General features: G+C 57.2%; 14 protein-coding genes. 4 read left to right on the top strand and 10 right to left on the bottom strand.

Annotated elements, in window-relative coordinates; translation table 11 throughout:
• Positions 1 to 118: 118 nt before the first annotated feature.
• The 3 genes from ACUNV4_RS04215 to ACUNV4_RS04205 all read left to right on the top strand — a co-directional run bounded on the left by ACUNV4_RS04215 (position 119) and on the right by ACUNV4_RS04205 (position 2,813).
• Positions 119 to 514, top strand: coding sequence for an energy transducer TonB (locus ACUNV4_RS04215; protein WP_430877246.1), 396 nt, complete (start codon positions 119 to 121; stop codon positions 512 to 514).
• A 356-nt stretch (positions 515 to 870) separates the two neighbouring features.
• The gene (locus ACUNV4_RS04210; RefSeq protein WP_430877245.1) at positions 871 to 1,932 is read left to right on the top strand and encodes a hypothetical protein; all 1,062 of its coding nucleotides are present in this window, start codon (positions 871 to 873) and stop codon (positions 1,930 to 1,932) included.
• A gap of 20 nt (positions 1,933 to 1,952) precedes the next feature.
• Positions 1,953 to 2,813: a ferredoxin--NADP reductase gene (locus ACUNV4_RS04205; protein ID WP_430877244.1), complete on the top strand. Its 861-nt coding sequence runs from the start codon at positions 1,953 to 1,955 to the stop codon at positions 2,811 to 2,813.
• A 100-nt stretch (positions 2,814 to 2,913) separates the two neighbouring features.
• On the opposite strand, the gene ACUNV4_RS04200 is transcribed toward ACUNV4_RS04205, so the two are convergent.
• Genes ACUNV4_RS04200 through ACUNV4_RS04175 form a run of 6 tightly spaced genes read right to left on the bottom strand, consistent with a single transcriptional unit; the run spans position 2,914 to position 9,629 of the window.
• Positions 2,914 to 3,702, bottom strand: coding sequence for a heme ABC transporter ATP-binding protein (locus ACUNV4_RS04200; RefSeq protein WP_430877243.1), 789 nt, complete (start codon positions 3,700 to 3,702; stop codon positions 2,914 to 2,916).
• On the bottom strand, positions 3,699 to 4,856 hold the full coding sequence (locus ACUNV4_RS04195; RefSeq protein ID WP_430877242.1) for a FecCD family ABC transporter permease: 1,158 nt from the start codon (positions 4,854 to 4,856) through the stop codon (positions 3,699 to 3,701). The genes ACUNV4_RS04200 and ACUNV4_RS04195 overlap by 4 nt, the downstream gene beginning before the upstream one ends.
• Positions 4,853 to 5,725, bottom strand: a complete 873-nt coding sequence (locus ACUNV4_RS04190; RefSeq protein ID WP_430877241.1) for a heme/hemin ABC transporter substrate-binding protein — start codon at positions 5,723 to 5,725, stop codon at positions 4,853 to 4,855. The genes ACUNV4_RS04195 and ACUNV4_RS04190 overlap by 4 nt, the downstream gene beginning before the upstream one ends.
• Before the next feature lie 8 nt (positions 5,726 to 5,733).
• The gene (locus ACUNV4_RS04185) at positions 5,734 to 6,306 is read right to left on the bottom strand and encodes a hypothetical protein (RefSeq protein ID WP_430877240.1); all 573 of its coding nucleotides are present in this window, start codon (positions 6,304 to 6,306) and stop codon (positions 5,734 to 5,736) included.
• A gap of 29 nt (positions 6,307 to 6,335) precedes the next feature.
• Positions 6,336 to 7,577, bottom strand: coding sequence for an HmuY family protein (locus ACUNV4_RS04180; RefSeq protein ID WP_430877239.1), 1,242 nt, complete (start codon positions 7,575 to 7,577; stop codon positions 6,336 to 6,338).
• A 36-nt stretch (positions 7,578 to 7,613) separates the two neighbouring features.
• A complete protein-coding gene (locus tag ACUNV4_RS04175) occupies positions 7,614 to 9,629 on the bottom strand; it encodes a TonB-dependent receptor plug domain-containing protein (RefSeq protein ID WP_430877238.1) in 2,016 nt (671 codons plus the stop codon).
• A 245-nt stretch (positions 9,630 to 9,874) separates the two neighbouring features.
• On the opposite strand from ACUNV4_RS04175, the gene ACUNV4_RS04170 reads away from it, so the two are divergent.
• Entirely contained in the window at positions 9,875 to 11,086 is a 1,212-nt protein-coding gene (locus ACUNV4_RS04170; protein WP_430877237.1) for a hypothetical protein, read from the top strand.
• On the opposite strand, the gene ACUNV4_RS04165 is transcribed toward ACUNV4_RS04170, so the two are convergent.
• The 4 genes from ACUNV4_RS04165 to ACUNV4_RS04150 are packed head-to-tail and all read right to left on the bottom strand — an operon-like array spanning position 11,031 to position 16,292.
• Positions 11,031 to 11,711, bottom strand: coding sequence for a Fe2+-dependent dioxygenase (locus ACUNV4_RS04165; RefSeq protein ID WP_430877236.1), 681 nt, complete (start codon positions 11,709 to 11,711; stop codon positions 11,031 to 11,033). The two genes, ACUNV4_RS04170 and ACUNV4_RS04165, sit on opposite strands and share 56 nt — an antisense overlap.
• 39 nt (positions 11,712 to 11,750) lie before the next feature.
• A complete protein-coding gene (locus ACUNV4_RS04160; protein WP_430877235.1) occupies positions 11,751 to 12,863 on the bottom strand; it encodes an alpha-hydroxy acid oxidase in 1,113 nt (370 codons plus the stop codon).
• 4 nt (positions 12,864 to 12,867) lie between these two features.
• On the bottom strand, positions 12,868 to 15,294 hold the full coding sequence (locus ACUNV4_RS04155) for a TonB-dependent receptor (RefSeq protein WP_430877234.1): 2,427 nt from the start codon (positions 15,292 to 15,294) through the stop codon (positions 12,868 to 12,870).
• A gap of 14 nt (positions 15,295 to 15,308) precedes the next feature.
• Entirely contained in the window at positions 15,309 to 16,292 is a 984-nt protein-coding gene (locus tag ACUNV4_RS04150; protein WP_430877233.1) for an energy transducer TonB, read from the bottom strand.
• Between the last annotated feature and the right edge of the window lie 4 nt (positions 16,293 to 16,296).

Genomic DNA, 16,296 nt, shown 5'->3' with positions numbered 1-16,296 from the left:
GCCAGAGCCAGAGCCAGAGCCAGAGCCAGAGCCAGAGCCAGAGCCAGAGCCAGAGCCAGAGCCAGAGCCAGAGCCAGAACCGGAGCCAGAACCGGAGCCAGAGCCGGAGCCGGAACCAGTGCCAGAAACATCGGTGGTGGATAGTGCGCCGAAGCCGCTTGCACAGACCGAGCAACAGTTGGGTGGCAGCGATTCATCGCTCCCTGATTCCGGCGGCGACTCACAGGCCAGGCAGGATTACCGAGGGGAACTGCAGCAATGGCTGCAGGATCGCATCCGCTACCCTCATCGCTTGAAAAGGCGGAAGGTCGAAGGGGTTGTTCAGGTGACATTCACCATCGATGCCGAAGGGCATCTTCTCGAGCATGCGCTGGTGAAAAGCAGCGGCGTCGCTGGTCTGGATGCGGCCGCACTGCAGCTACTCAGGGATGCACAACCGTATCCGGCAATCCCCTCAGCATTGGGCCTGACCCACTATGAAATACAGGTGCCCGTGAACTATTCACTCCGATAAACCCCGCGAACAACCGCGCCAGAACAATCGGCAACATGCGTTTCACTTGTGTCGAACCCAGCGCCGAATCTCGCCGAATCTCGCCGAATCGCGCCGAATCTCGCCTCACCTCACCTCACCTCACCTCACCTCACCCCACCTCACCGAACCGAACCGAACCGAACCGAACCGAACCGAACCGAACCGAACCGCATCCCATCCCATCCCATCCCATCTCATCAAATCCAAGACCTCACCGTTCCCATGCAGCGCTGACAAACGCGTAACACTGCTCTTACTGTTTCCGCTGGCTTTCTGTACAAATTTAACAAGAATGATTATCATTATCGTTCTTATCAAGTTGCCAACCCCAGTTCATGCAGTCACAACCCGATTCAGCGCCTCAGGATTCCAGTGCCCGGATATTCAGGAAAGGTACTCATAACGCTGGCTCGGAGCTGCTGCGACTACGCCAGCACTCCGTGTCCTCCTATGCTTTGCCGGCGAGGCTTCTGCTGGCTGTTCTGCGATTGAGTGGAGAGCGTCAGGAAATCTCCGATCTCGACCGCTGTCTGCTGGACTCTCTGGGCCGCATTCTGGACTCATCCAGCGCGCGAAGACAATCCATCGAGGCGATCAATCAGGCCGCGTCCATCGCGCTGACAGGTACAAGGTCGCCGTTCGACGTTATGGAAGCAGGCTCTGCGAGACTCTCCAATGATGAGCAGCTTCTGATCGACGCCGCTTCACAGCAGCTGCGTGGCCGCCATTCCACAGCGATGGCCAGACTGCAATGGCTGATGAATCCGCATGCCAGTCGACAATTCCTGCAATCCATCGACGCCATTGGTCACTCTGCCCTCTTTCGTCACCATGGTGCATATGCACTGGTCCCAAGCCCTGCCAGACTCAAGCTGCAACACGACAAGAGTGATATGCGTCACAATTCCGTGTTGCAATGCGCAGATCTGAGCCCGGGAGAGCTTCTTGTCGTCAACGTGGCGCGAGTCTGGGTAAAGTGCATTTCTCTACGCCTCAACAGCCTGGTTGCAGTGCACAGCCTCGGAGCCTGTCTTGGCTTGGAGGGATTAGTCACTACCATCCATGACATACTTCACCGGACTGCGTACCATGCCACCCGACAATTCGATGTGCGATGCCTTTGCGGCGAGGAAGTGTCACCGGACGAAGCACGCCTGTTGGCGACACTGGCTGCCTTCGGCCATGGTCGACCGGGTGAATCCGTCGAACATCTGAACCATTGGCTGCCGGAGACGTCCGTACAAGGTGTCCTCGCTCAGGTCTCCGAAAACCGCAACATATCTTTCGAACACGATTTTTCTCTACCTTCACGACAATGGGACTTTGCAGGGCTTGTGCAACGCCAGATTCTGTTCGACCACGATCGAAAGGACCAGGCTGAACGCAGTATCCATTGAAGTGCCCGAACCTACTGACCATGACAACTGAACACCTGGAAGGCCTGGATACACTCCAGCTAGTCGATACCCCCCCATCATCGGTTCCACACGGCCAACGCCTGTCCTGTACCGACGAGCAGGAACGTGTCCTGTCAGTCCATCACTGGACGGACACATACTTCAGTTTTCGCACCACCCGTGATTCCAGCCTGCGTTTTCTGAACGGTCAGTTCGTCATGGTCGGACTCGAGAACGAGGGCAAGCTGCTGCGCCGTGCCTATTCCATCGCCAGTGCCAACTGGGAAGAGGAGCTGGAATTCTTCAGCATCAAGGTCCAGAACGGTGCGCTGACTTCACGCCTGCAACATATCGAAGTGGGCGATTATGTCCACATCGGTCGCAAACCCGTTGGCACATTGATCATCGATGACCTGAAGCCGGGTCGTACGCTGTGGTTGCTGGGCACCGGCACCGGGCTCGCCCCCTTTCTTTCCGTGATCAAGGACCCCGAGACGTATGAGGCTTTTGACAAGGTCGTGCTGGTTCACGGTGTACGCCATGTCAAGGATCTTGCCTATCGGGATGCCATTGGTCTGGAACTGCCGGATCATGAGTACCTGGGCGACTACGTCAAGAACCAGCTGATCTACGCGCCGGTAGTGTCACGTGAGGAGTTTGATCGACGTGGCCGCATCACGACACTGTTTGGCGACGGAGAACTGGAGCGCAGCGTCAACCAGCCAACCATCGATCCCGAAAATGATCGTTTCATGATCTGTGGAGGGCCTGCGATGCTCGCCGATCTGCGAGAACTGCTCGATAGCCGCGGATTCTCCGCCTCGCCATCACGCGGCGAACCTGGCGACTACGTCTTCGAACGCGCCTTCGTGGATCGCTGATGGACTGGCGGCCCAGGTACACACGGCGATAGAACAAGTGTCGCCGAGGCCTGGGCCATGATGATTCCGCTCGACCAGAACCTCGAGCGACAGTGCATCATCACCCGGTAACAACCAGAGTTTTCCGCGGGCGATGCGGATGCGCCATGACACTGGCCTTCGTGTCAAACACCTGCTGGATGCGTTGTGGGGTGAGGATTTCCTGCGGCAGGCCGACCCCCACTACCCGGCCTTGCTTCATGAGCGCAATGCGGTTGGCGTACAGTGCAGCCAGATTCAGATCGTGAAGTATCGTGAGTACACCGATCCTCATCTCGGAAGCCAGCTGTCTGGCCAGGCTCAACACCTGATGCTGATGGGCAAGGTCCAGTGCGGCAGTCGGTTCATCGAGCAACAGAAACGCACTTGACGTCGAGCCTCTCGCATCCGGGCCGATCTGCGCCAGCACTCTGGCCAGATGAACACGCTGACGCTCCCCTCCGGACAGACTCAGGTAATCCTGTTCTGCCAGATCGGAGACACCGGTTTTCAGCATGGCCCAGTCCACAACCTCCTGATCGAGTCGGTGTCCGCATCCCCGATGAACACTGCGGCCCATCATCACCACCTCGTGCACCTGGAAACCGAAAGCCAGCTCGCTTTGCTGAGGCAGTACAGCTCGCCGGCGAGCCAGCGCCAGAGGGCTCATGCTGCTCATGTCCTGGCCTGCCAGCAGGCAGCAACCCGAGTCACAGGCAACCTCTCCCGACATCAGCTTCAGAATGGAACTCTTGCCAGCTCCATTGGGCCCCAGCAATGCCAGAACCTCACCCGGGTACAGCTGCAGTGACACGTGGTCGACCCGCCAGCCTTGACGTCCTTGCAGACAGGCTTGCTCCAGAGACATCATGTCGATAACCCACGCAGACGAACCAGCAGCCACAGGAAAAACGGGCCACCGACCAATGCAGTGACAATGCCGATCGGCAGTTCACTGGGCGCGACGATGGTTCGAGCAAACAGATCTGCCAGAACCAGCAGTGAGGCACCAAGCAATGCGGAGGCCGGCAGCAACAATCGATGGTCAGGGCCGACTGCCAGACGTATCAGATGCGGTGTAACCAGACCGACGAAACCGATGATGCCGGACACCGATACGGCGGCTCCCACCGCCAGTGCAATCAGCAGGATCAGACACCGCTTGACACGCTCCAGGTCAAAGCCAAGGTGCATGGCTTCGGATTCACCCAGCAACAACGCATTCAGGGCACGAGCCTGTGTCGGGATGAGGACAAGCGCAAGCAGCATCAGTATGGATGCAGCACCCAGTTTTGACCAGGTAGCGCCGCCCAGACTGCCCATGCTCCAGAAGGTGAGCGTTCGCAACTGAAAGTCATCAGCCATGTAAGTCAGCAAGCCAGTAACGGCCGAACTCAGCGACCCCACGGCTATTCCTGCCAGCAACAGGGTGGTCACGGCAGTCCGACCACCACGATGAGCCAGACGATAGACCAGCAAGGTAACGCAGACACCCCCGACGAATGCGGCCAATGGCAGTAGCCAGGCCCCTGCGAACCGAGCCAGTCCCTGCAACACGCTGCCGCTGAGAACAATGACACTGACAGCACCCAGAGCTGCACCGCTGGATACCCCCACCAGAGCAGGATCGGCCAGAGGGTTGCGAAACAGACCCTGCAAGGCTGCTCCACACATGGCAAGACTGGCCCCCACCAGCACACCCATGAGCACACGCGGCAGGCGAATGCTCTGCACGACAGCCACGTGGGTACTGGAGTACTCAGCCGAGCCATTCAGTCCCGGAATCTGCAACAGGATACCGAGCACATCACCAACAGCTACCTGCACGGCACCGATGGCCAGTGCCGATATTGCACTTGCCAGCAGCAGCAAACACAGCAACGGTAGCACCAGATAGCGTCTGTTCGCCAGATTCCAGCTGCTCCGGTCGACTATCAGGCGAAGCATTGGCCAGCGAGAGCTCCGGGGTCCGTTATCCGGGCAAGCTCGTTCACGCAACAGATTCTTGAGCGGGATGTCGCTCATTGTGCGCCAGGAATCGGAAACAGCTGACTGGCCAGATCCTGCAGCGCCTGACCGGTACGCGGACCAAAACCGAGAAAACGCAAGGCATCCAGCACCAGTATGCGCGAATGTCTGCCAGCTGGCGTCAGAGCCACACCCGGCAGGGCCAACACTGACTGCTGAGTGGCTTCACGATTCCTGTCCGTATCATGCTGCACCACCAGAATGAATTCAGGTGCGGCCTCGATGATTGATTCTGCATTGACCAGTTTGTATCCATCATGGTCCGACATGGCATTCAACGCGCCGGATAATGCAATCATGGCGTCGGCCGATGTACCGTTGCCTGCAGCCATCGAGGAACCGGCATCCACTCCCAGCAGAAACATCACGCGCGGTGCCGTGCGCCCTTGCACCAGCTGCGCAACGGCGTCCAGCTCATCCTGTATGGATGCAATCAACTGTTCAGCCTCGGATATTCGTTCATGAGCGCGCGCGATGGCACGAATGCGCTCGTACAAACCCTCTATCGTGTAGTCGCGCGAGAACTGCTCGATCCGGACACCAGCATCCAGCAACTGTTGCAGTACCTCCGGAGGCCCGGCATCGGCAGTAGCCAGCACGGTATCGGGCGACAAGGACAGAATACCCTCGGCCGACAAGGCTCGCTGATACCCCACCTGCGGCAACTCGGCCGCTGCTGGTGGCCATTGACTGGTGGTATCCACACCGACGAGCAGATTCTGCAGATCCAGCGCATGGAGAATTTCCGTCAGTGACCCCGCGACAGACACCAACCGTGGAGAACCCTCATCCGCCTGTGCCGCGGCGGTATGCGTGAGCGTCAGCGATGAGACCAGCAGCAGAATGCTCCGCAGTAACCTGACCATACGCACCATCAGGCATCACCTGCCAGCGCCTGACCCCTCGGCGACTCTCTGCCAAGTACAGGTTCCCGGAGCGAGGATGCCGCCGTCGCTGTGGCTTCTTCCTGCAATGAGTCCAGTCGGTAGCCCTTGAAGGTGAACACCTGAGAAAGCTCGTTGATGTACCGCCCTGCCAGAGGCTTGATGCGGACCAGACGAGAATCCGGCCTGAGTCGCACGATATCCATGAAGGACCCCAGGCGATCCTGAAATGCCACCATGATGCGTGTGTATTGATAGCCTCGCGGCACGGTTGTGGCATTCCCCCGGATACTCAATTGCCGACGAGAGAATGTCTGCGGGCAATGAATCTCATCTTCGAGGAACATCAGATTGACCTGACCGTCACCCAACTGACTGCCTCCCCCTGCCATTCCCTGATTCAGATAGACATGGAAGTCTTCATCCAGCTGAATGAACGGTGAACTGCCAAGATCCAGCTCTTCGGTTTCACGCGACACTGCCAGCTGAACACTCTGGCAGCGGCTACGGAAGTCGTCGCAGTCTCGACGCACGGCACTCAGATCACTCTCCAGGTAGCTCATGACATCATCTCCATGGATTCGCCTCTCTATCATTCAACCGTTGCGTAACGCAACGTGACGATGCCACTGGTACCCGCTTCATCGTAGTAACTCAACAGTTGCAACTTGTAGATTCCCTCTCCGGTATCTACGGCATAAACCCGATAGTTCGGCCAGATACGATGATTGCCATCCAGGTTGTAGGCATACCAGCTGCTGTTGCTGAACACTCCGCCGGACACGTCCTCGAACCAGGTGGGAACCGCTGCCGACGAATTGAAGTCTGCAATGGATTCGGTGGCAATCGGGCCGAAGGCCGCCCCTTCGGTACCACTACCCCGGACTTCCCCGCCATTGACCCAGGCATTCCAGCTGCGATCTCCAGCGGTGATTTCGAACTGCAGGTCCCAGGCTTCGGCCTGAGCATTGCAATCCACTTCCACCATCTGTTCGAAGTCGTAACAGACACTTCCCCCCTCACCGCCGATACTTGCGGTCCAGACAACCGGCGAGGCGGCAAAAGCATTCTCACCGCTGTTCTGAATGAACATCTCGATGCTGATCTGCTGAGCTGACTGATCGATATCGGTGACATGCAGTCTTGCGAAGCTCTGACCATCGGCGCCTCTGACTACATACCAGGCATTGTCATTGGGATTCACCGTATGATCGGCAGGGTTGTACAACCACCAGCTCGCCTCCTCGTCAATGCCACTTCCATCGATGGCAGCCACATCACTGTCAGCTTCAAACGTCAGCAGAGATGAGTCGATGGAGCGTTGCAGCGCCGGCAACTCACTGTCTGCAGTCGCAGCGCTGAAAACCGCCAGATCGGCTTCGCCTTCTTCATCGTAGAAACGCAACTGTGCATCGGCCAGCGCAGCAGTCACCGTTCCCGGACCGGAAGCACCGCCATTGGTTCGTACATCAACGCGCTTCAGAGCAACGTCCCATTGCGTTGACAAACTGGCTTCGGCGTCTGTCAATTCGAGAATCTGCCCACTATCCAGATCCAGATAGGCCCATTTGTTCGCCGCATCATCCTCCGCCGCACCAAATCCACCCGCACTGGCATCCAGAGTCAATGTTGTCGTACCGGTATCGGCGTCGACTCCTCCACTGTCATCGCCATCAGCACCGGCATCACCTGCTGGCGTTTCCTGTTCCACCACGGGATCACTGTCGGAAGTACAGGCGCTGATCATTGTGGCACTCAGTGCCAGAAGCAGTAGCCTGGCGGATGCAGCGGAAGCCAAGCGTGTAGCAGGAATATCAGCTTGTCGAATTTTCATGATGGCAGTGCCCGTATCGAGTTGAATGAGTTGTTGCTAGAGTGAATAACGCAAGCCGCTATAGATGTAACGCCCCTCGGATGGGCGAAAATCCTGACCTGCATTGTCGGGGTCCTGATGTTCGTCGAGCAGATTGTCGATGCCCGCAAACCACTTGAACCGCCGACCAACAGGCTGGTTGAAACGCAGTCCGAGGGTGGCGTAGCCCGGCGAGCGAATCTCGTTATCGGCGTCAACATACTCATGGCTCTGCCAAGCAGCCTTCAGGCTGGCAGTCGAGCGCAGACCCGGTAGTGTCCAGTTGAGAGCAATATCGACCTGGTGTTCGGGACGCCTGGTCAGATCCAGCCCTGTCGCGGAGTCCGTGGCAAGCAGCCAGGTATAGGCAGCATCGACAGACAGTCGATCACTCAGTCTCTGCGCCAGATTCAGCTCGACCCCGCGAGTCGTGGCTGCATCGACATTGCTGTAGCGATAGACCTGCAACTGCTGCCCAGCACTGGCTTCTGCATCGATACTGGTCGTGATCAGATTGCGAAAACGGTTGTAGAACACGGCAATCTCTCCACGCGTGGTTCGACTGGCCGACATTTCGAAGCCAAGCTGCAGGCTGTCGGATTCTTCGGGTTCCAGCTCGGTGTTACCCAGCACCACGTAACCATTGGCACTGTGATCGAACAGGAAGTAACGCTCCTTGAGGTTAGGTACCCGGTATCCACTGCCCAGACCAAAACGCAAGCGTGGATTGAGCGATGACAGAAACTGCGGGACATACAGGACGTTGATCTTGGGTGCGACATGAGAACCGAAATCACTGTCCTGCTGCCACCTCAAACCGGGCAGGAACTCCCAATGTTCGCCTGCGAAGACACTGTTCTGAACAAAGAACTCACCATTCTGATGATCGGCACCGGGAACGATTTCATCGATCTGCAGGAACCGGCTGCCTTCAGCCCTTTCCTGTTGCTGCTGCAGACGGGAATCGAACAATGCCGCGCCCATGGTCCATTGCTGGTTCTGGCCGAAGGGCATGTCGAACTGTACTTCTGCCTTGAAGGTTTCGATGTTCGCCTCGCGCTTCTGATCAAGCAGTGAGGTGGACACGACATCCTGCCTGGTCGTATCCTCGAATTGCTCACTCATCAGAAACGCCTTGAGCGAACGTCCTCCGGCAAGCTCGCTGCGCCAGGAGAGCGTCTGGTTGAAACGTGTGGCATATTCGGCATCGAGCTTGAGGATGTCGCCCTGCCCCGGTGTAAAGGTACTGAAGTCCCTGCTCACATCCTCTTCGTACCAGCTGGAGCTGTATTCGAGACGTCTGTATTCGTCCAGCTTCATGCCCAGCGTACCCACCAGGTTGATCTTGCTGCCTCTGTCCCCGCCAAAGGAGTAGCTCGATGGATCCAGATCAAACCCATCGGCATCCCGGATATCGAGTGAAAAAGAGCCATCGAATTGCGCTCGAGACGCACTGAAACCTGCACTGACATGACGCTGGTCCAGCAAGCTGTTGCCTGGCAGACGCTTGTCACCATGACTTCCTGTGTCCAGCTGTAGCTGATAGGCCAAGGGGGCGTCAGGCTGACGAGTGATGACATTGATCACGCCGCCCATTGCGGCACTGCCATACAGCGCCGAGACAGCACCCTTGACGATTTCGATGCGATCGACATCGGCAATGGCGATCTGGGTCAGGTCCACCGTGGAACCGCTGGATGCACTGACCGGTTTGCCATCGATCAGAATCAGCACTCGGTCGGAATCCAGGCCTTGCAGCCAGACCTCCTTGCCACTCTTGCCGTGGATGTCCTTCAGCAGCAGCCCCGGTTGATGTTGCAAGGCCTCTGACAGATCTCGCGCGTGACTGCTTTCCAACGCTTCGCGATTGATGACTTCGGTACGCACGGGAACATCCAGCAGTTTGCGTTCAGTACGCGTACCAGTGATCACCATGGTGTCCAGCACCATGGGATCGGTATTCGAATGGACAGTGCAGGGGCCGAGTACCACGGCAATCGTGGCGCACAGTCGCACTCGCCGCCGGTCAAGCATGAGCGATCCAGAACATTTGGTGGATTGTCTGGCTGGCGGACGTCGAAACATCTGCTGGCTGCTGATCGCCGACAGGGGTGAAAGATTCCAGTGCGCCGACGATTGATGAGAATAGTAATGCAAATGAGAACTTTTCTCAACAATAGATGCACGTATTTTGTCCAGGCGAGTGGCACCTGGCTTGCTTGATCACTCACAGACAATGGCCGTTGCCGCACCAGCCCCTACAAGACTCGTTCACGCTCATGATCGTACGATCCACGCTTGTCAAAGCAACGGTAATGGCCTTGTGGGCCACCAGCACACTGGGAAGCCCCACCGTTCACGCAGACATCCACCTGTTCGAAGCCGTCAATGACTTCCCCGTCATCGACGCCGGAGAGGTTCCGTATTACTCGGAGGCACCCAGACGAGCATCACTGGCCATCAATGCCGCCAGAGAGGACTTTCGCAACCGATTTGCTCGGGCAACCTTGCAGTACGAAGGAGAATCCGATTTCTACGACATCACTCTGACTGCCCTGGCCGAGCTCGATGGCGAGGCAGAGTATCGTGTTCTGGTCAATGATGTTCTGGTAGGCACTGCCATCAATCCGGAAGTCGATATCGACTACACGCCGATTCGACACACCTTCGAGGATATCGTGGTCCCCCATGGTGCCACCATTGCGGTGGAGTCCCTGGCCAACACCAATGGCAAGATTCCGGAAGGCGATGGCACGGCCTTCGCCAGAGGGCGCTGGACAACACTGGAATTGGACAATGGCGATGCCGGAACCGGAGCCTCCGACGAAGTTGACCTGACTCTCGACGCCTCCATCGACACCAACGAAGTACAAGTCGGCGACGTGTTCACAGTCACCCTGGAGATCAGCAACCGCGAAGGCAGTGCTGTGGCAACCAGTCCGCAATTGGCTCTGACGCGCCCCCGTGCCGAGATAGCATTGACCAGTGAGAACATGTCGGCTTGTGTGGAAGACGGCAACGATATCATCTGCGAACTGAGCGAACTGGCCGCAGGCGACAGCCGAACGGCGTCATTGGATCTGCAGGCACTGGCCGCCTCACCGAATGCCCTGCTGCGTGCCACGATCACTACCGATCAGGATGAACTGGACCCGGAAGACAATGTGGTCACGCTGTCCTTGAGTATCAGTGATGACTCTGACAACAATGACAATTCCGCGCCAGATACGGATTCAGCGGATGACACCGACAATGAAACGCCTGATAGCGAAGAGCCGGACAATCAGCAAACACCGGTCGAGCCAGGTGGCAACGAGCTGACCGACACCGATATCGATGACGGCATGGCTGGCAATCGCTCTGGTGGCGGCGCAGTGTCAGTCTGGATCATTCTATTGCTGAGCTTCATGAGTGCCGGAAGCCGCGGCGTGCGCCTCAGGTGCTCGCCCAGCTTCGCATCAGATTGTGATAGATGCCGGTCAAACGACTGACGTCTTCATCCTCCGACCCCTTGTCAAGGGTAATCGACTGCACGCTCTGATCAAGATCGTACAGAATCTCGCGCTGCTGATTATCCCGTATCAGACTCTGGATCCAGAATACCGAACAGATTCGAGCACCTGCCAGAACAGGATTGACGCAATGCAGGCTGGTTGACGGATAGAGCACGAGATCCCCTGCTTCCAGTTTCACTTCCTGCGTACCGAACCGCGTGTCGATCACCAGCTCTCCACCGTCGTAGTCTTCAGGCTGTGACAGGAACAGCGTGGCTGACAGGTCCGTGCGGATCTGCCCGCCTCCCGGCATGCCCATGATGGCACTGTCGACATGAGCACCGTACTGGCCCCCTCCGGTATAACGGTTGAATTTCGGCGGCAGGATGCGACTGGGCAAGGCGGCGGACACGAACTGTGGATGAGCATGAAGCCTGTCCAGTATGACGTTGCCGATGCCACGTGCCAGATCGATGCGATCATCCAGATGCTGATTGGTCTTGACGCCGGCAGCCTGCGAACCCGCCGACAACTTCCCATCCACCCAGCTACTGTCTGCCAGCTGCTTACCGAAAACCAGCGCTTCTTCGCAAGTGAATACCTTTTCGATGACTAACAGCACCTGAACGTTCCCCTGCCTGTAACGAGTGTCATGACTGCATCAATAGTGACCTGTCAACGCTGACGGTCCGATGGCATCCAGTGTAGGGCATCCCGACAGTGCCATGCAGATTTCCAGCTCATCTCGCAGCAGCTTGATCATATGTGCAACGCCCAGTGCTCCGGCAACAGCAAGAGCAAAGACCTGCGGACGCCCCAACAGAACCGCATCGGCTCCCAATGCCAGTGCCTTGAAGACATCTGTCCCGCGACGTATGCCACCGTCAAGCAATACTGAAAATTCCTCCCCGACTGCGGCTCGGATGGAAGCCACGACCTCGATGCTGGCTGGCACCGTATCCAGGCAGCGTCCACCGTGATTGGAAACGATCACACCTTGCAGTCCCTGCTCCACACAACCGAGCGCATCATCGGGGTGCATGACCCCCTTGATCAGAATCGGCAGCGAAGTCTGATTGCGCAACCACTGGATGTCCCGCCAAGTGGGCGCTTCGCTCATCAGCCCCTGGAAAATGACACTCTGCCCTGAATTCAATGAACGCTGCTCCACGACCGGTTGATCGACCAGGTTTGCCTCGACAACCGCCGGGGGCAAGCTGAAGCCTGCACGCTGAATGCGGTTACGTGCACCATTGACAGGAGCGTCGACCGTCACCACCACGGCCTCGAAGCCGGCAGCCTCTGCACGCCTGAGCAATTCCAGCGTGAACCCTCGGTCCTTGTGGAAATACAACTGAAACCATTTGTGGCTTGGCAGTCTGGCAGCGATGCTCTCCATCGGCGCCGATGACAATGTGCTCGCCACCATGCAGGCCTCCATCAATGACGCCGCTTCAGCCGTTGCCAGTTCCGCCTCCTCGTGCACCAGCGCCTGATGGGCAACCGGCCCCAGCAGGATGGGATGGCGAAATCTCTGACCCAGCACCCGACACTCGGTATTGCCATTCGAACAATCTCTCAGTATGCGAGGCTGTATGGTGGACTCATCGAACGCTGCTCGGTTTCTGGCCAGCGTGCGTTCATCAGCACAGCCACTGGCCAGATATTCATACACATCGTGCGGCAGGATCTTCTTAGCATGACGCTGATAGTCCTCCAGGCACACCGTACCCGGAGGAATCGAACGTTCCGTCTTGTCAGGAGTTCGTTGCATCAACTCAGAATTCGTAGTTGACACTCAGGCGTGCATTCAGCGCATCCCCCTTGTAGGCAAACGCACCACTGCGATAACCGGCAAGGTAATAGTCCTTGTCGGTGACATTGCCCACGTTCAGCCGTACGGACAGCTGCTTGCTGTATTCGTAACTGGAGAACAGATCGAGCACGGTATAGGACGGGATTTCGTAGGAATAGGCACCGGTGTCGGCGCTGAAGCCCGCCGCGGAATCTGGCTGTCCCACATACATGCCATCGGAATAGGTCAGCGTACCGCCCACAGCAATGGAAGGCGTGACCTTGTAGCGAAGCTGAGCATAGGCACTGTTGTCAGAGAAATTGCTCAGCACCTTGCCTACCGAATCTTCGTCATACGACGCCAGTACTTCAGAGTCCATGATCGCCACACCGGCAGCAGCACTGAGCGACTCCGTGATATTGCCTGCCAGAGAAAACTCGATGCCACGAACGCGGTTCTTGCCGGTATTGAGCGTACCCAGGGATTCGTAGTCATCCCCGACACTTTCCATGACATCACTCTTTGTCATCTGAAATACAGCCACTGTCGCAAGCAGCTTGTCATCAAACAGATCCCACTTGGTGCCCAGCTCGATGTTCTGCGTTGTCTCGGGCTCACTTTCGGTTACCTGATCGGTGTCGCCACACAAGCCACCATAACCGCAGTTGCCGCCCAGATCGGATTCCCCGCCGTTGATGTTGGAAGAGGTACTGTAGTTGGCATACACATTCCCCTCTTCGGCAACCCTGTATACGACGCCCAGATGCCCGTTCCACAGGACATCATCGTATTCGTAGTCCGTCAGGGTGACTTCACCCGTGGTGTTGTCGGTGCTGCGCAGGGTATTCGTATAATCGAAGCTGTCCATGCGAACACCGAAAAACCCGGTAAATCGATCGGTGAAATCGATGGTATCCATGGCCGACAACGAGAAAGTGCTGATACTGAAGTCGGAATCGTATTCACCTCGGGTGATCTCCCGTCCCATCAGATCGCTCAGATTGTCCACGACGTTGCCATTGGCATCGTAAATACAGTAGCTCGGAGAAGCCCCGTTTCGACCTGATGTCACACAATTGGTGTCTCCGGTATTGTTGACCTGATACACACCATTGAGCACATCCGTCTTGCTGAACTCGGCGCCGAACACGAACTGATGAAGCTGATTGCCGATATCGGCATCCACGAACAGGCTGACCTGATCAGCGAAATAGTCGATCTCCTGCCAGCCCTGATGCGTACTCAGACTGACAGTGGGCGCGCTGGGTGCATCCGGATCGGACTCATCACGTGTGGTTCCGCGCGCGCCTGTCATCACATAACCGTTATCGGTTGTGCCATATCGAAAGGCGTTTTCCACACGTACAGAATCGGTGAACTCATAGGCCCCACGCAAGGTTCCGACCTTGACGGTGGATTCGAGAAAGTCCTGATTCTGCAGATAGACAGGCAGATCATCAACGGGCTTGCCGCCGTTCGGCTCGATGTAGGTACCCAGGTCCGGCTTGTCCTCGGCATTCAGGTAATAGAAGTCGGCCATCATCGAAAATCTGTCCCCGGTATCGTAACCGGCTGACAGTGCCAGACCCTGTCGATCCTTGCTGGCTGGTTCTCGATCGGGTACATCACTGGTTCCCAGCAGGACATTCGCCCGGACGGCAACTTCATCATTGATGCGCTGATTGGAGTCAACGGTTATACGGCCGTAGGAATCGGTTCCTATCCCGCCTTGCAGTTTGGTGAAGTCGTAGTCGGTACTGGCCTGCTTGGTAATGCTGTTGACGGCCCCCCCTGTGGAGCCACGACCTGCAAAGGTAGAGCTGGGCCCCTTGGTGATTTCCACCTGCTCCACCGCAAAGCTTTCACGAATCGTCATGCCCGGATCATGCAGGCTGTCAACAAAGACATCGCTACGTGCCTCATGACCGCGGATGATGTAGCGATCGCCGAAGGCGTTACCGTTTTCACCGGTACCCAGAGTGATGCCTGGTACTGCGGCCAGCTGATCCCGCAGATCGGTCTTGCCCGATTCCTGAAGCTGAGTTTGCGTCAGCACCTGAATGGTCTGTGGGGTATCGGCCAGATCCTTGACATGACGTGAATCACCGGAGACCTTCGCCTTGTACGGAGCTCCATCCTCGGCATAGGGATTGGTATCACTGGTGCGATCCTTGAGTTCCAGCTTGTCGAGCACCAGCGTGTCTTCTTCACTGTCGACACTCTGGCTCTGCGCCATGGCCAGAGAGGTACACATCAGTGCAGAAACCCCGACGGCCAGTGAACGTCTTGCAATTCCGCCTGTCACAGAGGTACTGCCATAGGCCAGACGAGCTGGTTTTCTGACAGTTGAATTGCGTTGCTCATGCTGCCCACGGGGGCTCGGACCCTGGTCAGCGTTTATATCACTCATCGTTCTTTCCTTGCTCAGTTGGTGTTGGTTATCAGTGAGTATTCGATGGGAATCACCAGTTTCAGCGTTTCCCGATTCATGAAATCCGGTATTCGCGGCAACGGTGACGCCTCCGCGATCAATTCAAGTGCAGCCTTGTCGAGTCGTGCATATCCGGAACCCTGCCTGACCGACGCATCGCTGACCTCACCGTTGCGATTGATCCGGAAACTCAGTTGCACGACGCCCTCCTCCTTGCGTCTCTTGGACTTGAGCGGATAGCGATGAAACTGCTTCAACCAGGCATTGATCTGCCCCAGATAGGCTTGCGGATCTCCCTTGGTACCTTCTGCCCGCGTATCTGACGCCGAACCCGTATTGGCGACCGCGGCTGTCTGCCTGACTGGCGACTCTGCATCACTGGGCGCATCTTGCTGCTGGTTGGGTGCGTCCGCCGTCTCCACTTCCGGCTCTGGCTCTGGCTCTGGCTCTGGCTCTGGCTCTGGCTCTGGCTCTGGCTCTGGCTCTGGCTCTGGTTCCGGTTCCGGTTCCGGTTCCGGTTCCGGTTCCGGTTCCGGTTCCGGTTCTGGTTCCGGTTCTGGTTCTGGTTCTGGTTCCGGTTCCGGTTCCGGTTCTGGTTCCGGTTCTGGTTCTGGTTCTGGTTCTGGTTCTGGTTCCGGTTCTGGTTCTGGTTCTGGTTCTGGTTCCGGAGTGACCGGGCTTGGCTTGTCTACTGCTTCCTCCGGGTTCTTCTCCGTGTCGGAAAGCGACTCCGGCTCCACCTCTGCCTCTGCTACGGCATCCAGTTCCGGCTCATCGCTCTCTTCATTCGTCAGTTCAGCTGCCGCCACGGTTTCCTGGTAGTTGCCGATCATGCCTAGCCCGACACTCACCCCCACTTCGCCAGGCCCTGCGACGCCATAGTCGGCTTCAGGCTTGTAGGCCAGCAAACCGAAGGCAAGAGCCAGGTGCAACAGCAGAGCCAGCAAGCCTGCTGCTAGCCATTTGAATACACTCACGAGA

This window comes from Granulosicoccus sp. 3-233 (assembly GCF_052681095.1).
This window is presented reverse-complemented; position numbering and strand designations above follow the sequence as displayed.